The sequence below is a fragment of the Lysinibacillus sp. fkY74-1 genome (assembly GCF_053165895.1).
On record NZ_CP170173.1, the window covers coordinates 739,229 to 759,595 of the forward strand.

General features: G+C 35.9%; 17 protein-coding genes. 13 read left to right on the forward strand and 4 right to left on the reverse strand.

Features of this window, described 5'->3' with window-relative positions; genetic code table 11:
• Positions 1-6 precede the first annotated feature (6 nt).
• Together ACE1MS_RS03435 and ACE1MS_RS03440 are read right to left on the reverse strand one after the other, a co-directional pair.
• The gene (locus ACE1MS_RS03435) at positions 7-1,503 is read right to left on the reverse strand and encodes an ABC transporter permease (protein WP_031418771.1); all 1,497 of its coding nucleotides are present in this window, start codon (positions 1,501-1,503) and stop codon (positions 7-9) included.
• 13 nt (positions 1,504-1,516) lie between these two features.
• Positions 1,517-2,947 (reverse strand): ABC transporter permease, encoded by a 1,431-nt coding sequence (locus ACE1MS_RS03440; protein WP_447402705.1) that lies wholly within the window; start codon positions 2,945-2,947, stop codon positions 1,517-1,519.
• A 121-nt stretch (positions 2,948-3,068) separates the two neighbouring features.
• Here ACE1MS_RS03440 and ACE1MS_RS03445 point away from each other — a divergent pair, with 121 nt between their 5' ends.
• From ACE1MS_RS03445 to ACE1MS_RS03505, 13 genes are all read left to right on the forward strand, one after another.
• Complete coding sequence (locus tag ACE1MS_RS03445; protein ID WP_031418773.1) at positions 3,069-4,808, forward strand: ABC transporter ATP-binding protein; 1,740 nt, start codon at positions 3,069-3,071, stop codon at positions 4,806-4,808.
• Positions 4,809-5,370: 562 nt separating this feature from the next.
• On the forward strand, positions 5,371-6,186 hold the full coding sequence (locus ACE1MS_RS03450) for a thermonuclease family protein (RefSeq protein WP_036167268.1): 816 nt from the start codon (positions 5,371-5,373) through the stop codon (positions 6,184-6,186).
• A 426-nt stretch (positions 6,187-6,612) separates the two neighbouring features.
• Positions 6,613-7,764 (forward strand): Gfo/Idh/MocA family protein, encoded by a 1,152-nt coding sequence (locus tag ACE1MS_RS03455; RefSeq protein WP_012292982.1) that lies wholly within the window; start codon positions 6,613-6,615, stop codon positions 7,762-7,764.
• 18 nt (positions 7,765-7,782) lie between these two features.
• On the forward strand, positions 7,783-8,775 hold the full coding sequence (locus tag ACE1MS_RS03460) for an ABC transporter permease (protein ID WP_012292983.1): 993 nt from the start codon (positions 7,783-7,785) through the stop codon (positions 8,773-8,775).
• A gap of 13 nt (positions 8,776-8,788) precedes the next feature.
• Positions 8,789-9,667, forward strand: coding sequence for a carbohydrate ABC transporter permease (locus ACE1MS_RS03465; RefSeq protein WP_031418776.1), 879 nt, complete (start codon positions 8,789-8,791; stop codon positions 9,665-9,667).
• A 25-nt stretch (positions 9,668-9,692) separates the two neighbouring features.
• Positions 9,693-11,303 (forward strand): extracellular solute-binding protein, encoded by a 1,611-nt coding sequence (locus tag ACE1MS_RS03470; protein ID WP_447402960.1) that lies wholly within the window; start codon positions 9,693-9,695, stop codon positions 11,301-11,303.
• 171 nt (positions 11,304-11,474) lie between these two features.
• Positions 11,475-12,143 (forward strand): YesL family protein, encoded by a 669-nt coding sequence (locus ACE1MS_RS03475; protein WP_012292986.1) that lies wholly within the window; start codon positions 11,475-11,477, stop codon positions 12,141-12,143.
• The gene (nagA, locus tag ACE1MS_RS03480) at positions 12,140-13,318 is read left to right on the forward strand and encodes an N-acetylglucosamine-6-phosphate deacetylase (protein ID WP_012292987.1); all 1,179 of its coding nucleotides are present in this window, start codon (positions 12,140-12,142) and stop codon (positions 13,316-13,318) included. Before ACE1MS_RS03475 ends, nagA begins: the two co-directional genes overlap by 4 nt.
• Before the next feature lie 69 nt (positions 13,319-13,387).
• Positions 13,388-14,119, forward strand: a complete 732-nt coding sequence (locus ACE1MS_RS03485) for a GntR family transcriptional regulator (protein ID WP_031418781.1) — start codon at positions 13,388-13,390, stop codon at positions 14,117-14,119.
• Between the two features lie 71 nt (positions 14,120-14,190).
• Positions 14,191-15,033, forward strand: coding sequence for a class II fructose-bisphosphate aldolase (locus ACE1MS_RS03490; RefSeq protein WP_447402706.1), 843 nt, complete (start codon positions 14,191-14,193; stop codon positions 15,031-15,033).
• Positions 15,030-15,959 carry a 1-phosphofructokinase gene (pfkB, locus tag ACE1MS_RS03495; RefSeq protein WP_012292990.1) on the forward strand — a complete coding sequence of 310 codons (930 nt, stop codon included), beginning with the start codon at positions 15,030-15,032 and terminating at the stop codon, positions 15,957-15,959. The genes ACE1MS_RS03490 and pfkB overlap by 4 nt, the downstream gene beginning before the upstream one ends.
• A 19-nt stretch (positions 15,960-15,978) precedes the next feature.
• Positions 15,979-16,995, forward strand: a complete 1,017-nt coding sequence (locus ACE1MS_RS03500) for an SIS domain-containing protein (protein ID WP_227256905.1) — start codon at positions 15,979-15,981, stop codon at positions 16,993-16,995.
• 99 nt (positions 16,996-17,094) lie between these two features.
• Positions 17,095-17,970: an ROK family protein gene (locus tag ACE1MS_RS03505; protein ID WP_031418782.1), complete on the forward strand. Its 876-nt coding sequence runs from the start codon at positions 17,095-17,097 to the stop codon at positions 17,968-17,970.
• 281 nt (positions 17,971-18,251) lie between these two features.
• Here ACE1MS_RS03505 and ACE1MS_RS03510 read toward each other — a convergent pair whose 3' ends face one another.
• Complete coding sequence (locus ACE1MS_RS03510) at positions 18,252-19,349, reverse strand: ABC transporter ATP-binding protein (RefSeq protein WP_012292993.1); 1,098 nt, start codon at positions 19,347-19,349, stop codon at positions 18,252-18,254.
• Between the two features lie 82 nt (positions 19,350-19,431).
• Positions 19,432-20,337: a PucR family transcriptional regulator gene (locus ACE1MS_RS03515; RefSeq protein ID WP_447402707.1), complete on the reverse strand. Its 906-nt coding sequence runs from the start codon at positions 20,335-20,337 to the stop codon at positions 19,432-19,434.
• Between the last annotated feature and the right edge of the window lie 30 nt (positions 20,338-20,367).

Here is a 20,367-nt window from a genome sequence, read left to right on the forward strand (position 1 = left end):
CTCCAGTTAATTTGTTTTTGGATCTAAAGCATCTCGTAAGCCATCTCCTAAGAAGTTAAAGGAGAGGACAAGAAGCATAATACAAAGACCTGGGAAAATCGCAACATAAGAATGAGTTTCCAGGTACGTACTACCAACTTTTAAAATATTGCCCCATTCCGGGATGTGAGGTTCAATACCAAGCCCTAAAAAACTTAAACTACTTGTTGAAATAACTGCTCCACCAATTGTTAGTGTTGCTTTGACAATCATAGGTGCTAATGAATTAGGAACAATGTGCTTGAAAATAATAGCCGCATCAGATGCTCCCAAAGCTCTGGCAGATTCAACAAATTCATAATTTGCTAATTGCATGACATTTGCTCGCATGGTACGTGCATAGGTTGGGATTGCCCCCACACTAAGTGCAATAATGAGATTGATCGTGTTAGCACCAAATGCAGCAATAATAGCAATGGCCAACAAAATGCCCGGAATAGCATATAAAATATCTAGGCTTCGCATGATGACATTGTCAGTTGTTTTTCCGTAATAGCCGGAAAATGCCCCTAACGCACCTCCGACTAACGCAGGAATAATCGTTGAGAAAAATCCGACGATTAATGAAATACGTGCCCCAAATACAATACGGGAGAATAAATCTCGCCCATAATTATCTGTGCCTAGAGGATATTCTAATGAAGGTGTTTGCAGCAGAGCACCGTAGTTATTTTCTGTAGCAAAGTCATAGTCAAAGGTCCAAGTGCTTGTGACAGACAATGAAAACATAAAGATAATGAAAAATAACCCGAATACAGCCATCGTATTACGTAAAATCTTTTCCCATATTTTTTGCCACTTTTCAATAGAAGAAGGGTTTGCCCTTCTAGCCTTTTGAATAAGACTATAACCTAGTAATGTAGCAAATAGATTACCAGTGAAAGTAGCCAATAGTAATAAAACACCTGGAATAAGCATCCATCTTGGGGCCGCTGTAGGTGTGACAAACTTAACGCATAAAATGGTCATCACGATATAAATAAGCGCAAGTATGAAGAAAACACCCATCGCCAGTAAAAAGGTATCAGTTACATATGGTTTAAATAAGTTCAATGCTGCAATACCAATGATGAATAATTGTGTAATAAAGGCATAAGCAGCAAACGTATATTCGGCAGTCTTTCTTGTGGACACAAGCATAAACGCAAATGATGTAGAAAAAATATTGCCAGAAAGAACTGTTAATAATAGCGGATAGCCGAAAATACGAGTGTTTCTTTGGATCTCACCAAACTTTGCTAAATCCCTTTTTATTCGTAAATTTACAAAAGCCACATAGATCGTAGTAATGGCATAAATAACAAAGAATAGTAGTACAATGGGTCGCCAGCTATGGGTAGAAAAATTATAGCTATAGGCTAGAAACAATAAAGAAAACAGTAAGGAAAAGACAAAGGTAAAATGAGAATTGACATATTCCTGTGTAATCTTCAAGAGTAGTTTGACATGTAAGATGTTTTTCACAGGTGATCCTCCTTTAAGACTTCTTCATTTTCGAGCGAATGCGTGGATCAAAAAAGGCATACATGATATCAATCAATAAATTGACAATGGAAATCGTTATAGCGATATAAACAACGCCTCCAAGGATTGCGGGAATATCAGGAATAAATTGTTTATCAACAATATAGCTACCAATCCCACTAATATTGAACACCTTTTCTGTAACAGATGCGCCTCCCAACATACCTCCAAAAAGAAGTCCAATCACCGTAATAATAGGAATCATGGCATTACGAATGGCATGTTTTGAAATTACTTTAAATTCATTCAAGCCTTTTGCTTTAGCTGTAATAATGTAATCCTCGTGAATCACCTCAAGCATACTAGACCTTGTCATCCTGGCTATGGATGCCGTAATGGATGTCCCCAAGACAATAACTGGCATAATAAGGGATAACCAATTTTGGGGGTTATAGGTCGCTGGAAACCATTGTAGCTTTAACGCGAACGTTAAAATAAAGATTAAACCTTGCCAAAAGCTTGGAATGGATAAACCAATTAAAGCAATAAACATAAAGATATAATCCAAATACGAATTTGGACGAACCGCTGAAATAATACCTACTGGAATGGCGATAGCAATCGCCATTAACAGTGATAATACGGCTATTTCAAGTGTGACAGGAAATTTATTTGTAATGCTGTGCGTAATATCTTCTTTACCTGCAAAGGATGTGCCTAAGTCAAAAGTAAATAGGCCAGATAGTGAATGCCATAATTGAGATAAATAAGGTTGATCCAAACCATGAATGCGATTAAAGTTGGCGATTTGCTCTGCTGTCGCTTCAACACCGAGCAAGTTTCTGGCTGGATCGAAAGGTGATAGATACAAAATTGTAAACACTAACGTTGCCACTCCAACAATGACAATGAAGCTTTGTAAAATTCTTTCAATGATAAATTGCAAAAACGGGTTCGCACATAAGATTAGCACGACATAAAATAAAACAGCTGGTAGAAAGGTAAGAGCTACAAAATATTTGTTTTTCAGTTGCTGATTAAAAAATTGATCATAAGTTAATGGTTGTATACCTTCATTTTGTAAATCTTGGTCCACTAGCTGTTGAAGCCTTTGTTTGGCTAATTCATTAGCAGTTTGCTGTATTTGCGATGATGACGCAGCCTCTTGAAAAAATGAAGCTTTTGCTATTTCTTGCTGTTCAAATGATTGCTGCCAATGTGCAAATAAACCATTTTCTAAGTAATATTGACTACGCAATTCAAAAGCCTGATCATAAGTATTTGAATGTTTCTTATTCCGATAGATAAAGTATGTAAATGGATGAACCAAAATACTTAAAAGGAAAAGTAGTATATTGTAAGGCTTTTGGTGCATTAGTTTTTGATAAACCATAGAAAAGAACATAAATTCCTTAGGTTTTAAATGATTTTTTGAAGTAACCATGCATTTCCTCCAAGCGTTAATAAAATATTCAACACTATATTGTATAATTCCTATCAGTATTGTAAAGTATGGATTATAGTTGAAAGTAAGTCAATCACAAATTTCAAAAAGGATGGGTCGAATGAGCGAAAAGCTTTTAGAAATCAATAATCTTCGCGTTTCCTTTATCACTGGGGAGACAGAGTTTGAAGCTGTAAAAGATGTAAACTTCCATCTAAATAAAGGTGAAACACTCGGAATTGTAGGTGAATCTGGGAGCGGAAAAAGTGTAACAGCACGTTCCATTATGCGCTTATTACCATCTCCACCTTCATTTTTAAAATCGGGTAATATTATATTTAAAGGTCAGGAGTTAACGGAATTAGCGGAAAAACAAATGGAAACAATTCGTGGAAAAGATATTAGCATGATTTTTCAGGATCCTATGACATCTACAAACCCTACTATAAGAATAGGAGATCAAGTGGCTGAAAGTTTAATCAAGCATCAATCTATGTCAAAGACCGAAGCCTACACAAAAACCATTGAATTATTAAAACTTGTTGGCATTCGTGATGCAGAAGAGCGTTATCGACAATATCCACATGAATTTTCAGGTGGTATGCGACAACGTGTAATGATAGCTATGGCACTTGCATGTAATCCATCACTGCTGATTGCGGATGAGCCAACGACTGCATTGGATGTAACCATTCAAGCCCAAATTTTGAAATTGATGCGAGATATGCAAAAGAAAATGGGCACATCTATTATTTTAATTACACATGATTTAGGCGTCGTTGCTGGTATGTGTGATCGTCTCATTGTCATGAAAGAAGGAGAAATTGTTGAACAAGGGACGACGGAAGAGATTTTTGCGAATGCGCAACATCCATATACCCAAAAATTATTGAATGCGCTACCAAAACTACATGAAAAAAAGCAGCCAAAAGAAATTTCCAATATCCAACCAGGTATTGACCCAAATAAACCTTTGATAGAAGTCACACATCTGTCAAAGGAATTTTCATTAGGCAAAGGCCAAACATTAAGAGCTGTCAATGATTTATCGTTTCATATACTTCCAGGGGAAACTTTAGGCTTAGTAGGCGAATCAGGATCAGGTAAATCTACCACAGGCCGAACTATTCTACAGCTTCATCAACCTACTAATGGAGAAGTTTTATACCAGGGGATTCCTGTCACGAGACTAACGAAAAAGCAATTGAAGGCGATGCGTCGCCATATGCAAATTATTTTTCAAGACCCCTATTCATCGTTAAATCCTCGAAAAAAAATCTTAGATATTATTGGGGAAGCTCTTGATATTCATGGCCTAGTGAAGTCACATGATGAAAGACTAGGACGAGTGGAGGAACTGCTTGAGCTTGTTGGTTTGAAGAAAGAACATGCTATGCGTTATCCACATGAATTTTCTGGAGGTCAACGACAACGTATTGGGATTGCGAGAGCATTAGCGGTCGAGCCCAATTTTATAGTTTGTGATGAACCATTATCGGCCCTAGACGTATCCATTCAAAAACAAATTGTGGATTTACTAAAGGAATTACAACAAAAGCTTGGGTTGACGTATTTATTTATTGCACATGATTTATCGATGGTGAAGCATATTAGTGATCGGGTAGCAGTTATGTATGCGGGGAAAATTGTAGAATTGGCTGAAAGTGAAGAGCTATATGCAAACCCACAGCATCCCTATACACGTGCACTATTACAATCCATTCCAATTCCCGATCCAGCGATTGAAAAGCAGAAATATAGTGATGCTGAAAATACAGACGACGTGAAAGTTCACTACGAGGTAGAAAATAGCCAGCTGGTAGAGGTTTCTCCAAATCATTGGGTCGCCGTTTCAACATGATGGCTGTCATATTATAGGACAATAGAGACAGGTAGCAGGTTTCTACTGAAATGAACAACCTTTAATTAAACTATATTAAAGCATAGGATGGAATATCTACATTACATGTACATATTTATTTGCATAAATAAAATGTAGTTGCATATAATGGAAATTCTTTAATACATTCAAAGAATTATAGAAAAATATATATTTGTTACAAGGGGATTATGTAGTGACTGTACATAATCTTTTTGATTTAGAATAATTTTGAATCTATATAAAAAGGGCTAGGACATGTTATTATTAGTGTAAATAAATAGCTGAGGGAGATAAAAGTGAAACAATCAGATATTAAAACGCTAATAACTAGTGGAACAATTATTTTGGCTGTTGTTTTATATTTAATATTTAAATAAATATATGTATAAAAGTCTTCAGTTGTTACAATGACTGAAGGCTTTTAATTTCAATACAGGAGTATTATAAAAGGTAGGAAGGAAGCTATTTATAGGAAAATTAGTTAACGGAGGAGATTTTTTAATTTTAATAGGGGATATTAATTAGAAAGTAGCGTGTAAATTTGAAGAAAATTATTTTTGCTTTATTCATTTCTACATTGGTTTTGAGTGCATGCACAGAAGAAACTAGTACGAATATCATTAAGACTGACGATATAGAAGATCTAATATCTTCAACGATAGAAAATGCAGAGAAACACGATGTAAGTCAGTTTGAAGAATATGAACTAGAAAGTGTCATTGACGGCGACACAATACGAATAAAATATAATGGAAGCTCTGAAAAAGTTCGTTTTTTACTTGTTGATACCCCGGAAACTAATCATGAGACACTAGGAGAGCAACCATACGGACCAGAAGCTAAAGAATTTACTAAACAACTATTAGCTGGTCAAGATACAGTCTATTTAGAGTTTGACGTTTCTTATCGTGATAAATATAAAAGACTACTTGCCTATATTTATACCAAAGAAGGTATAAGTGTTCAGGAGCAGTTGTTAAAAAATGGATTAGCACGTGTAGCATATATATATGATCCAAATACTAAGCATGTAGATTGGTTTAAATCGATTCAAAAAATTGCACAACAATCAGCTATTGGGATATGGTCAGTTGAAGACTATGTAACAAATCGTGGATACGATAAAGATGTATACGATGCTGCCATAAAAGAAGGAAACCAGTCTAACATAGCTGAGGATAAATCGAATACCAATAATAAGAAGGACAGGTGCGAAATCAAAGGAAATATTAATTCCAAAGGTAACAAAATTTATCATATGCCAGGGCAACGGGACTATGATAATACAGTAGCTGAGGAGATGTTCTGCACTGAAGAAGAAGCAGAAGCCGCTGGGTTTATTCCAGCTAAGCAATAAAATCAAGTATTTCTGCTCCTATAAAATATCTGAGTCAGGTAACCCCTGTGCTCAGATATTTTTTTTGATCAACATGGGTGATTGAGTCTAAAATAGCTAGGGTACTGTTGAAGAACTTGGCATATCCGAAAAAAATTTAAATGAAAAGAGTAGTAGATTGAGCTTTTAAGGAAGCGTTATATTTTCTAAATTTTAGGATGAGTCAACTCATGTGAATAGCATTTGCTGCATACAAGCAACCATCATTTAGGTATTGACATACTAAGTATAGGAATTATATATTTATCCCAGTTAAATTTTTTGAATATTCATTATATATTAACTTGTACCTACAACGTGTTGACGTGTAGTTGTGTTGTTATGGATAATTGAGGTTATTTACGTTTATGAATACAGGGCCATAAGGATGAAACGAGGGGGAAAAAAATGAAAAAAATAAGAATAGGTGTTATTGGAGCTGGTTTAAGAGGGGGCTTGGCACAATACTGGCATAAGCCTACCGGGGAATCAGAAATAGTAGCGTTAGCCGATATTTCTCAAGAACGTTTAGAAAAATTTCAGGAGAAATTTGATACACCTTTATTTTTAACAAAGGACTATAAAGAGTTATTAACAAGAGATGACATCGATGCAATTGCGGTTTTATCGCCAGATTATTTACATGAGGAACATATTATTACTTGTTTAAAAGCGGGTAAGCATGTGTATGCGGAAAAACCATTAGCCATAACGGTAGAAGGTTGCGATCGAATATTAGATGCATGGGAAAAATCAGGAAAGCATCTCATGGTGGGCTTTAATATGCGCTATATGAGTATGTATCAAACGATGAAAGGCCTAATTGATTCAGGCGCCATTGGAGAACTAAAGGCAATATGGGTGCGACATTTTGTTGGATTCGGTGGTTATTTCTACTACCACGATTGGCATGGTAATTCAAAAAATACAACCTCTTTACTACTTCAAAAAGGCTCACATGATTTAGATGTCATTCATTGGATTTCAGGGAAATATACGCAGAAAGTATCTGCGTTTGGTAGCTTAGATTATTATGGTGGAAATCAGCCAAATACATTAACATGTCCTACCTGCGATCAGAAAAAAACTTGTCCAGAATATGTTGCCCATACATTTACAGAATGTGCGTTCCGTGAAGAAATTGATGTGGAGGATAATAATATGGTCATGATGGAATTAGAAGGTGGCATAAAGGCTTCTTATTTACAATGTCACTTCACACCAGATTATTCGCGGAATTATACATTTATTGGTACGAAGGGGCGTATTGAAAATGATGATATCAATAATAAAATTTATTTAAAAACACGAAAATCAAATTCTTGGGAGGAACTAAGTAATGTTGTTTACGAAATGAAGCCTGAGGAAGGTAGCCATGGTGGTGCTGATCCAAAAATTGCCCAAGATTTTGTAGAACTCATCCTCTACGATAAGAAACCTTTAACAACGCCATTTGCCGGACGAATGAGTGTAGCAGTGGGTTGCGCGGCTACAGAATCCATTCGTAGCGGAGGTAAGGTTATTGAGATTCAGAAGGAATCTACCATTCTGCAACATTGATAAATAGGGGGTGTAGTCATGACGCTTTTAGATAAAACAACTGTTGAGGAAAAGCCCTTTAAAACAAAACGTTTTTTCAAAAAGCAATCAAAGGTAAAGAAAAATCACCTGGTTGAGTGGAAAAAATCTATCAAAAAAAATTGGGAGCTCTATTTATTACTAGCCCCTGTTATCCTTTACTTTTTGGTTTTCCATTATTACCCACTATATGGTTTGCAAATTGCCTTTAAAGATTTTATTGCTACTAAGGGAATTATGGGGAGTCCGTGGGTAGGATTAAAGCATTTTGAACGCTTTTTTGATAGCTACTATTTTTGGCGTTTAATCAGAAACACAATTGGGATTGGCGTATTTACGCTACTTATTTCTTTTCCAATACCCATCATTATCGCCTTGCTACTAAATGAAGTGAAGAGTCTTCGTTTTAAAAAATTTGTACAGACAGTCATTTATGCCCCACATTTTTTATCCACAGTAGTAGTTGTTGGGATGCTATTACTATTCTTAAAATCGGATGGGATGATTAACCAAATGATTATGTTGTTTGGGGGTACACCCGTAGATTTTATTTCAGAACCTACATGGTTTAAATCCATATATGTACTGTCTGATGTTTGGCAAACGATGGGATGGAGTTCCATCATCTATATTGCAGCTTTGGCTGCCGTAGATCCAGCACAGCATGAGGCAGCAATGATAGACGGAGCATCAAAATTTCAAAGGATTATTCATATCAATATTCCTGCGATTTTGCCGACGATTATCATTTTATTTATCTTAAATGTAGGATCTGTCATGGCCATTGGATTTGAAAAAGTATTTTTAATGCAAAATGATTTAAATATGTCGGCATCAGATGTTATATCCACTTTTGTTTATCGTAGCGGAATTTTAGAGGCACAATATAGCTTTTCGGCAGCAGTTGGTTTATTCAACTCTATCATTAATTTTATCCTCCTTATTATGGTTAATAGAATAGCTAAAAAAGTGAGTGATACAAGTTTATGGTAAAGGAGAGATTGACATGAAAGAATCAAAGGGCGATCGTGCGTTTACTATCTTTAATTATATTTTTTTAGCCATTGTAGCAGTTGTTGTTTTGTATCCACTTATTTTTGTTTTGAGTGCTTCTCTTAGTAATCCTGAGTATGTCATTTCAGGGGATCTATGGCTATGGCCAAAGGAATTTACAGTGGAGGCTTACGAAAAAGTATTCCAAAATCCAGATATTATTAATGGATTTATTAACACGTTGAAATACACATTCTTTGGAACGTTACTTAATATCGTGATGACCATTTGTGCAGCCTACCCTCTCTCTCGTAGACATTTGAAAGGAAAGGGCTTTATTATGGCATTTATGGTATTCACCATGTTTTTCAGTGGGGGATTAATTCCTACCTATCTATTAATCCGTGATTTGGGCATGATAAATACATTTTGGGTCATGATTATTCCGAATGCAGTAGCTGTATGGAACATCATTATTATGCGGACATTTTTTCAATCCATTCCATATGAATTAGAGGAATCGGCCATGATTGATGGTGCAGGGAACTTCCGTATTTTATGGAGTATCGTACTTCCATTATCATTACCTGTTATGGCAGTCATGGTTTTATTTTACGCTGTAGGACATTGGAACTCTTATTTCCAGGCATTGATTTACTTGCAAGACCAAGATAAGTTTCCATTACAACTTATTCTGAGGCAAATATTAATTCAAGGACAAGCTGACGATATGATTAAAGCGACGTCAGAAAGCTTTTTAGCTCAAAAACTTAGCGTTGAAGGGTTAAAATACGCAGTTTTAATCGTTGCTAACCTACCAATGTTAATGCTTTATCCATTCTTACAAAGATATTTTGTAAAAGGTGTCATGATTGGTTCATTAAAAGGTTAAAGAACAGGGGCGATTTTAAGTGAAAATGAAAAAAAAGCATGTTTATGGTTTTGTAACAAGCCTGATGTTAGCTGCAAGTTTATTAGGAGCATGTTCGGATAATAAAGAAGCTGGTGGAGTAAAAAGTGATAATATCGATAATTTGAATGTGACGGGTATGCCGATTGCAAAGGAGAAAATTGAAGTCGATGGTTTTGCAGCAAAGTTTTTTGCATCACAGGATTGGAATCATCTAATGTTATGGGAAGAATACGAGAAAATGTCTAACATCCATATGAATTGGACAACGGTTCAGACAGAAGTATTAGCAGACAAAAAGAACTTACTTTTAGCTTCAGGAAACTATCCGGAAATATTTTTTGCATCAGCATTTTCCAAAACAGATTTAATCAAGTACGGTCAACAAGGTGTATTCTTACCGTTGAATGAATTCATCGATCAATATGCACCAAATTTTAAAAAGCTATTAGAAGAATACCCATCTGTCAAGCAAGGTGTGACAATGGCAGATGGAAATATCTATGGCTTTCCAACAATTTACGATCCAAAATTTTCATCACTTCGTGTTGGAGCGCCATGGATTAACCAAACATGGCTTGATAACCTAGGCTTACAATCACCAGAAACAACAAAAGATTTATACAAAGTATTAAAAGCTTTTAAAGAGAATGATCCAAATGGTAATGGTTTACAAGATGAACAAGGCTGGGGAACTGGTTATGGTATTGAACAAATTATTTCTTACTTAAGAGGATCGTTTGGCTTGAATAAGCAAGGAACGATGAATCTGAATTTAGATTTTAAAGAAGGAACTGAGGAATTCCGATTCGTGCCAACGACTGACGAATATAAACAATTACTTGAATATTTAAATAAGCTTTATAAAGAAGGTTTAATTAATAAGGATGTGTTTACGACTGAGCCACAGAAATTTGCGGCAGAAGCAGCAAAAGGAACGTTTGGTATGCTTAGTGAAGTAGACCCTAAAGAGTTATTTAAACTAGATGGTTATACGGGTGCCCAAGTTTTAGAAGGACCTAATGGGGATCGACAATATACTGCAATGACTAATGGTCTTGGGAATCTAGGAATGTTTGTCGTAACAGATAAAGCGAAAAATCCTGAAGCAATGGTTCGTTGGATTGATCATTTATATGGTGATGAAGGGGCTAAAATGTTCTTTATGGGCTTTGAAGGTGTCACTTACGAAGAAAATGAGGATGGAACTATTCAATATATCGACAGTATTACGAATAATCCAGATGGCAAAAACTTAGACCAAGCAATAAGTGATTATCTAACATGGCCAGGTGGTTATTACCCTGGGATTGTTACGCAAAAGTATTTCCAAGGTGCAGAGGCTAAGGAAAATTCTCTTAACAATGCTAAGCAAGTTATGCCATATGCTTTGAAAGATGATGAAATTATTCCAGGGTTAAATTACACTGTGGAAGAAAATGATCGAGTGTCCGCTGTTTTAACAGACATACAAACCTATGTAAATGAAATGACAGCAAGCTTTATTACAGGAAAAGAAAGCTTCGATAAATGGAATGACTATAAGAAAACAATAGAGAAGATGGGCTTGCAGGACTATATGGAAGTGGCACAAGGGGCATATGACCGTTCTAAATAAGGAGGTTCAGATTCTCCCTCAAACTTAACAAGAAAAGGTCACATAGGCTATAAGTTTATCTTGCATAACTGGGCTTATGTGACACTCTCTTGTTCGACCTTCAATGATGGATGTAGGGAGTGTATAAAAAGAAAATATTTAGGAATGCGTTATCGTAGGGAGGTAATGGACATGGAATTGGAAGGGTGGAAAGGTAAACTATACTGGTTTGTAGAGTGGATCACATTGTTAGCGGTGTTACAGTTACTATGGACAGGCTTAGCTTTATTAGGATTGTTGTTATTTGGAGTAGCCCCAGCGACTGTTGCCATGTTTACTACTTTACGTAAAAGGCTACAAGGAGAAGATGATTTAAAACGATTAGTCAAAATCTATTGGAATACATATAAAGCTGAATTTATTCCATCCAATAAAATAGGTATGATTCTACTGTGTGTTGGCTACTTTTTAACGATTAATTTTCAAATCATTTTAACGTTTCATGGCTTACAAGGTCTACTGTTACTAACAGCGTTTATTTCTATTTGTATACTTTTCGGTATGATTGTCGTAAATATATTTCAACTATTCTCCCATTATAATTTGCCAACACTACGCTACTTTGCTGCTTCAATCATATTTAGTATTGCGTATCCATTACAAATGATTAGCAATATTGTAGGGCTTGTAATTCTTTATAAAGTGTATAGCTGGTTGCCTGGCTTAATACCGTTTTTCGGTGTTAGTTTAGCTGCATTATTTTTAACGTGGATGTCATCCCATATATTTAAGAATGAGAGCGAAGTAGAGAAACATACTAATCTACCACATTACTCTGTTGAGAGAGGGATAACCTCATGAATAAAATATGGATTATTAATGCGAATATCGTGATGGAAAATCAAATTATCAATAACGGATTCCTAGTAATGTCGGAAGGGAAAATTACAGTAATTGATCATATGGCTAATTGCCCTACCCTCGCTTTAATAGAGAATGTAATTGACTGTCAGCAAAGAGGCTATATTATCCCTGGAATGATCGATATCCATATACATGGTGCTGTAGGCCATGATTTTATGGATGCGGACTATATTTGTTATTCGAGAATTGCAAAGTATTTAGCCAGTGAGGGAATAACTGCTTTTTTAGCCACAACGATGACAGGCTCTATGACGGAGATTGAAGCTGCTGTTGAGGCACTTGCCTATTATTATAAAAACCAACCGACAGCAGTACCTGAGATGTTAGGAATTCATTTAGAAGGTCCATTTATTAGTCAATTAAAAAAAGGGGCACAATCCGAAGCATATATTTTAAAACCAAATGTGCAACAATTTAATGACCTGTATAATAAGTCTCATCATTCGATTCGTATTGTCACATTTGCGCCAGAGGAAGACAGCAGTTTTGAATTACTACACGAATTAACTAGTAAAGGGGTTATTGCATCTATTGGTCACTCTAATGCTGACTATGATACAGCACAACATGCATTAAAAGCTGGTATTAATCATGCAACACACCTATTTAATGGCATGAGTGGACTGCATCATCGTGATCCAGGTGTTGTTGGAGCAGTACTTTTATCAGAAGATGTGTATGTGGAAATAATTCCAGATAATATACATGTTCATAAAGATTTACTACCAATGGTTTATAAACTGACAGGCTTGAATCGTTTGCTCGTCATTACAGATGGTATGCGTGCAAAGGGGATGCCAGATGGTATGTATCATTTAGGTGGTAATGAAGTAGAAGTAATGAATAATCAATGTATTCAACGTAAAACAGGTTCCTTAGCAGGAAGTGTATTGAATATGAATGCGGCAAGAAAGAACATAGAAGAATGGCTTACACTTTCACTTGCTGAGCAATTACGTGTTGTTTCCTTAAATCAAGCAGAGCATTTAGGCATGGACAATCGTAAAGGGTCTATTGCACTAGGAAAAGACGCAGATATTGTTTGGTTGAATGAGGAAGGGGAAGTAGAGAAAACTTTTTGCTTAGGGATTCTTGCCTTTGAAAAGGATTGATATATCAATAGGCATCCTATTATATAGATGGTATATTGATTACAAAACCTAGAGAAGGAAGGAAAAAAGATGCATTTATTAGATCAATCTAGTGTAATCCCATTATATCATCAACTGAAACAAATTTTATTTGGGAAAATTCAATCAGGTGAATGGAAACCAGGAGATAAAATTGACTCGGAAAATCAATTGATGGAGATGTTCCGTGTTAGTCGAAATACAGTAAAAAAGGCAATAGAGGAATTAGTAAAGGAAGAGAAATTATATCGGATTCAAGGGAAAGGGACCTTTGTTTGCAAGCCTAGACTTGAACAATCTCTTGGAGGGTTTTATAGCTTTAGTCGCATGATTCAAGAAAAGGGATTTAATCAAAAAGATGAAGTATTAGAAATACAGAAGGTATATCCATCAATGAAGGTTAGAACTAATTTAGCATTAGAGGAAAACGAACAAGTTGTAGAAATGAAGCGTTTACGATTTGCAGATAATGAGCCGATTATTTTGGAATCATCTTTTTTACCATTAAGCCTAATTAAGGATATTGAAATATTACGAGAAGTAACGTCTTCGTCCTTATACAGTTTATTAGCCGAACGTTTTAACATTATTGTTGTAAGGGCGAGAGAAGCCTTTGAACCTGTCCTTATCAAGAAAGATGAAGCATCTTTATTGAAAACAGAGGCTGGAAAACCAGCTTTATTACTGGAGCGGACTGCGTTTGACACTTCAGGGAAACCAGTGGAGTTCTGTATTTCGATTGTTAGAGGAGATCGTTGCCGTTTTTATACGGAATTAAATTAAAATTTAATAGTTTGCTTCATTTATTTTTGTTATAGATTATACCAACAACCCATTGAGGGAGGAATTCTATTATGCCATTAGTGACAACTAAAGATATGTTGGAAGATGCTTATAAAAATAATTATGCAATCGGTGCTTTTGGAGCACATAATTTAGAAGTGATTAAAGCTGTAATAGCTGGGGCAGAAATAGTGGGTGCACCTGTAATTTTGCAAACAACTTCAAGTACTTATAAATATGTAGAGATGCCTTATCTAATTGCGCTAGCAAAAACAGCAGCGGAACAGGCAAAAGTACCGGTGGCATTACATTTGGATCATGGCGAATCTTATCATATTGTGATGGAATGTTTACGGGCAGGCTACACCTCTGTGATGATTGATGGATCTTCCTTACCTTATGAGGAAAATATTTTATTAGTAAAAAAAGTAGTTGAAGCTGCAAGTGCGGTAAATGTGCCAGTTGAGGCAGAGCTTGGAACAATTGGTGGTGTCGAGGATAGTGTAAGCGTAAAGGAAGAGAATGCATTCTTTACTGACCCTAAGCAAGCTGAGCATTTTGTGAAGGTTACGGGAATCCATTCGTTTGCCCCCGCTTTCGGTACGGCACATGGTAAGTACCGGGAAAAGCCAAAATTGTTATTTGAGCTTTTACAGGAAATCCATTGTTCTACTAATATTCCATTAGTTATGCATGGAGCCTCGGGGGTGCCAGAAGAGGATGTGCGTAAATCTTTGAAATATGGAATTGCGAAAGTAAATTTTTCTACGGAGCTTAAAGACTTATTTGCTGAAGAATTAAGAGCTTATTTTAAGGATTATCCAACAGAAAATGATCCAAGAAAGTATTTCCTTCCAGCACGGGAATCTTTAATTAAATTAGTAGAGCAAAAGATTGTGATGTTACAAAAATGATTACTACTTTAACCTTAAACGCAGCCATTGACCAAGTATATGAGCTGGACTCTTTAATGATTGGTCAGACAAATCGTGTGTTACAGAAGTCACAACAAGGTGGTGGAAAAGGGGTTAACGTAGCTCGTGTTATTGCATCACTTGGTGGTGAAGTGAGTATTGGCGGTTTCGTTGGTGGATTAAATGGTAGTAAAATAGCCGAGCTTTTACAGGAGGAAAATCTCCAAACTGATTTCGTACAAATAGTGGAGGAAAGCCGGATTTGTTTAACGATTATTAATCAGCAAACGAAGGAAATGAGCGAGTTGTTAGAGGTAGGACCTACAATTCATGAACAAGAGTGGATAAAAATGTTAAGCTGGATTGAAACACAAGCGGAACATGCTACCTATTTTGTATTGTCAGGAAGCCTACCCCAAGGTATACAGAAAACGGCATATGCAACGATTATCAAATTATTAAAGGAAAAAGGTATTAGAGTCGCACTTGATACAAGTGGCGATGCTTTGAAAAAGGGTATTACGGCAATACCTTTCATCATTAAGCCTAATAAGGATGAAATTGCTCAATTAATCGGTAGGTCTGCTTTGACTCAGGAAGACTTAGTTCATACTGGTGTAAAATTACAAAAAATGGGCATTGAGCATGTATGTTTTTCATTGGGCGAGCAAGGCGCTCTATTTGTTCATCCGTCAGGGGTTTACAAAGTGAATGCACCATCGATAAATGTGGTCAATACAGTAGGAAGTGGTGATGCCTTTTTAGGAGGACTTATTTATAAGCTCTCACATGGTGCAGACCATACAGAGGCATACAAATGGGCTGTTGCCTGTGGCTCAGCGAATGCAGCACATAATGAAATTGCAAAAGTCCAAAGAAAAAATGTGGAAAAGCTTATCGATGAGATACAAATAACTAAAATATAAGAGAAGTAGGGATTTGGTTATGTACACATACAATGAGATTATGGCACAAGGACAAAAGTTAGAAAGAACAAAGGACACTGTTCAATTAATTACTTTCAATGAAAAAGCTGTAGATGTAGTGCTTTTCACTGGATGTGGAACATCCTATTATTTAGCCATTGCAGCAGCGCGGTATTATCAAGCCGTTACGGGAGAATTTGCCATTGCGGTACCAGCATCTGAGTTATTTTTACACACAGACACTTTTATATTAAAGAATAAAAAGTATCTTATTATTGGAATTTCACGATCGGGGACAACTTCGGAAATCATTATGTCCTTAGAGCATTTGAAGGATGCTAAAAATATACGTACTATGGCAGTAACATGTAATGGTGACACACCTATGGCAAAATTAACAGATGAATTGATTGCTTTAAATCATATATCAGAAAAAAGCGTGGTCATGACACAATCATTTTCTAATATGCTATATGCCTTGCAATTATATGCTACGAAAATTAGTGGAAGAGCGGATATGCTGGAACAATTAGAGAAAATCCCCGCTCTTGTGCATTCAGCATTAGGCAATGGACAGCAGTTAACGCAGGTGACTGAAGATGCTTCCATAAAGCGCTTTATTTTTTTAGGGTCAGGTGTTTTTAATGGGTTGGCTAAAGAAGCAACATTAAAGCTGAAGGAAATGACCCAAACGGAATGTGAAAGTTACTCAAATTTAGAATTCCGACATGGTCCAATTTCTATTGTCGATCAGGAAACGGTTGTTATTATATTTACACAAAATGAAACGAAGGAATATGATCAGGCATTAGTGAAGGATATTCAAAAGCTTGGAGGCTTCGTTGTTATTATCGGTATAGCTTCTGAAGAATTAGAAGCAGATTTAATTTTTAAGCTATCTGCAGAAGTAGATGATGTAAATCGCCTTGTTGAAGCGGTTCCTTACTTCCAACTTTTAGCTTATCAGCATGCCATATTTAAAGGGCGTAATCCCGATAAACCACGTAATTTAACACAAGTCGTCAAACTTTCATAATAGTAGACTCTTCCATAGGTAATAGATATATTTCTATCTTTTACTTTCTGATAATTTTGAATTTAAGTGAATCCTGTGTGGAAAACTGGTGATGAAAAGATGAGTCATATTTTAGTAGCCGATGTTGGTGGGACAAAGTTAGCCACAGCTTTATTCAGCCAACACCAGCAGCTCTTAATTAAAAGAGAGGTACCAAGTGATATTTCAACTAGAGACGCTTTATTCCATTGTTTAATCAACAGCTTTGAGTTGCTCTGTATGGAGAAGAAGCTCTCTTTTAAAGATATCTCTAAGGTAAGCATTGGTTTACCTGGTATTGTTGATGTTCAAAAAGGTCTAGCCATCTATCAAAATAATATACCGTGGCGTAACTTTCCGATTTGTGAACGCTTAGTTGAATTTTTTCCCCATGCACAGATTATGATGGATAACGATGTGCATATGGCAGCCTGGGGAGAGTATAATGCTAGAGGATTTCAGAAGGAAACGATGGTATATGTAACATTAAGTACAGGGATATCTTGTTGTACCATCGTTAATGGTGAATTTTTACGAGGAACAGGATTAGCTGGTGAAATAGGGTTTAATATTGTCGGTCATGCTGGTGAAACGTTAGAGGAAAGTGTCGCTGGGCCAGCTATAGAAAAGCTGGGAAGAGTATTACTAGGAAATTCAGCTATTCGATTAAAAGATATGATGGAGCTCTATTACAAGGGTGACCCTATCATGGAGAAGGTGTTGCAGCAAATTATTGATTGCATGGAAAAACAGTTACACCAAATGATTTTAATGCTTGATCCACACTGCATCGTATTAGGCGGAGGTTTTTTTAATCATCAGCCGAAAATCATCGAGCAGATTAAAGAGGTCATTCAGCAACGTTTGTTACGTACGCCTTTTGAAGGGAAAGAGCAAATTATAGAGAGTAGTATTCGGAAAGCTGAGGCAGGTCTGTATGGTGCAGCAATGAAGTAATAAAAAACAGTGGTGCGATTAGGAAAATGGGAAATTACATCGATAAAAATTTCATAAAAAGACCCAACTTCTTTCTATCCCCTATATAGAGAAATTGGGTCTTTTACATTTGTATGTTTTTAGTACGTAAATGTCATGAATGGTAGAGGAGAATAACTAACTGTCAAATAGAACGGTTAATCTGAAATTAGTGAGGTTGATTGCACATTAAACTGTAAAAAGAGAAACAGACTTGTTGTAGTCTGTTTCCTTTTCAATGAGGCTTATACTTGTCTATTATTCTAACGAATGCGTTGCTCTGTTTCTAAGTCAAAGAAATGAGCTCGTGACATATCAAAAAGTAGGTGTGCTAATTGGCCCTGAGTAATTTTGGTATCAGAGTTTACACGTGCAATATAAGGCTGTCCATTTAACTGTGCATGTAGCATAAGCTCAGCACCTGTTAATTCGGATACATCAACATTTGCTTCAATAGCTGAGAAGAATGGCTCAGAAATGACAGAAGATTTTTCATATATATGTTCAGGACGAATGCCAAGAATCAATTCTTTTTGTAAGTATCCTTGCTCTAATAATAATTTGGATTTTTCTGCTGGAATGGTTAATGTAATAGGTCCTAATTGAATCCCTTCCTCATAGAAAACCCCTTTAAAAAAGTTCATTGATGGTGAGCCTATAAAACCACCAACAAATTTATTTTCAGGTAATCTGTATACTTCTTCAGGCGTACCAATTTGTTGAACAATACCATCCTTCATGACAACAAGGCGTGTTGCCATTGTCATTGCTTCAGTTTGGTCATGTGTTACGTAAATTGTCGTTGTTTTTAATCGTCGATGAAGCTTAGTAATTTCTGCACGCATTTGCACGCGTAGCTTTGCATCTAAATTGGACAATGGCTCGTCCATTAAGAAAATATTTGCATCTCGGACGATTGCTCGACCAAGGGCAACTCGTTGTCTCTGACCACCCGATAGAGCTTTAGGCTTACGATCTAAATACTTTTCTAAATCGAGTATGGCTGCTGCGTTGTGAACACGTTCTTTAATTTCTTGTTTTGAAAATTTTCGAAGCTTTAAGCCAAATGCCATGTTGTCATATACTGTCATATGTGGATAGAGTGCATAGTTTTGAAACACCATCGCTATATCACGTTCCTTAGATGGCACATCATTCATTTTCCTGTTATCAATTAAAAAATCGCCTTCCGAAATTTCCTCTAACCCTGCTATCATACGTAATGTTGTTGACTTTCCACAACCTGAAGGACCAACAAGTACAATAAACTCTCGATCCTGAACTGTTAAATTAAAATCAGATACAGCTGTTACACCACCATCGTATATTTTATAAATATGATTAAGTACAATTTTCTCCATATTTAATCCCCTTTGTTCTTTTATTCAGTGTAAATAAAGTAAGGAAGAAAACCAATGTTTAATGTGCATAATTTTCAGTTAATTAATTTTGTGCATTTTGTAAAAAGGACCAAAGATAACTAGCAAAGTAAACAAGAATAACACCATCTAAATTTTTGATAGTAATATTGGTGATTTCTTGAAACTTGAATAATCGATAGGTAAGCGTATTACGATGTATATGTAATTTTTTGGATGTCGACGAAATATTGAAACCACATTCACAAAAAGTTTTAATTGTTTCCAATAATTCCTTGTCTGACTTTAAAGGTAGAATAATCTGCTCTTCAATAAATTTAAGAATAGAAGTGGGCAATTGTTCTGTTAATAAAATAGGGAATATTGTTTGAAATGAATAATAAGGTTCAGCAGTTCTTAAATGTAAGCATTCTTTGAACCATTGTGCTTCTCTTTGGAATTTAACTGGAAAACTTTGATCGATTACATAAAATTCTCCTACATATAAATGGATGCGGACATAAAAATCTACTTCAATCGTACGAATAAGGGCAAGTAAATCTTCCCTCTCATTTATGGAACAGTTTTCAGGTTCAATAAGTAAAAAGTGATTAGTAGCAACTTGAATGAATATCGTATTTTCCTGAAAAAAATTGTATAGCGCTTCTTTTAATGCTTCTAAAGGAGGGTTTTCGTTTATAAAAGTTATTTGAATAACACGTGCTTTTTTAAAGGTTAATTTGGATGGCATGTCACCATTTGAGTAAATAAATTCATACCATATATCCGAGGCTTGAAATAGTGACGAAGTAACTTCAGTATAAAAAACCGTCAGCCATTCGTAGTCCCGGTGTGAAACCTCATGCTTTGAGATAGAGAACCATTCCTTAGTTTCGTGATGGTAAAAAATATGACAGTCATTTGATAGTTGAGTTGGCTTGGAACGATAATAACGATAGGAAGGAAACAATGCTTTGAGATTTAAGTTCATGAAAGACTCCTTTTCTTTCGATATATAGTA

Excerpts from the sequence above, each read along its gene's own strand:
- ACE1MS_RS03440 (WP_447402705.1), bottom strand. The coding sequence starts at position 2,947 with ATGGTTACTTCAAAAAATCATTTAAAACCTAAGGAATTTATGTTCTTT.
- ACE1MS_RS03445 (WP_031418773.1), top strand. The coding sequence starts at position 3,069 with ATGAGCGAAAAGCTTTTAGAAATCAATAATCTTCGCGTTTCCTTTATC.
- ACE1MS_RS03455 (WP_012292982.1), top strand. The coding sequence starts at position 6,613 with ATGAAAAAAATAAGAATAGGTGTTATTGGAGCTGGTTTAAGAGGGGGC.
- ACE1MS_RS03460 (WP_012292983.1), top strand. The coding sequence starts at position 7,783 with ATGACGCTTTTAGATAAAACAACTGTTGAGGAAAAGCCCTTTAAAACA.
- ACE1MS_RS03465 (WP_031418776.1), top strand. The coding sequence starts at position 8,789 with ATGAAAGAATCAAAGGGCGATCGTGCGTTTACTATCTTTAATTATATT.
- ACE1MS_RS03470 (WP_447402960.1), top strand. The coding sequence starts at position 9,693 with ATGAAAAAAAAGCATGTTTATGGTTTTGTAACAAGCCTGATGTTAGCT.
- ACE1MS_RS03475 (WP_012292986.1), top strand. The coding sequence starts at position 11,475 with ATGGAATTGGAAGGGTGGAAAGGTAAACTATACTGGTTTGTAGAGTGG.
- nagA (WP_012292987.1), top strand. The coding sequence starts at position 12,140 with ATGAATAAAATATGGATTATTAATGCGAATATCGTGATGGAAAATCAA.
- ACE1MS_RS03485 (WP_031418781.1), top strand. The coding sequence starts at position 13,388 with ATGCATTTATTAGATCAATCTAGTGTAATCCCATTATATCATCAACTG.
- ACE1MS_RS03490 (WP_447402706.1), top strand. The coding sequence starts at position 14,191 with ATGCCATTAGTGACAACTAAAGATATGTTGGAAGATGCTTATAAAAAT.
- pfkB (WP_012292990.1), top strand. The coding sequence starts at position 15,030 with ATGATTACTACTTTAACCTTAAACGCAGCCATTGACCAAGTATATGAG.
- ACE1MS_RS03500 (WP_227256905.1), top strand. The coding sequence starts at position 15,979 with ATGTACACATACAATGAGATTATGGCACAAGGACAAAAGTTAGAAAGA.
- ACE1MS_RS03505 (WP_031418782.1), top strand. The coding sequence starts at position 17,095 with ATGAGTCATATTTTAGTAGCCGATGTTGGTGGGACAAAGTTAGCCACA.
- ACE1MS_RS03510 (WP_012292993.1), bottom strand. The coding sequence starts at position 19,349 with ATGGAGAAAATTGTACTTAATCATATTTATAAAATATACGATGGTGGT.
- ACE1MS_RS03515 (WP_447402707.1), bottom strand. The coding sequence starts at position 20,337 with ATGAACTTAAATCTCAAAGCATTGTTTCCTTCCTATCGTTATTATCGT.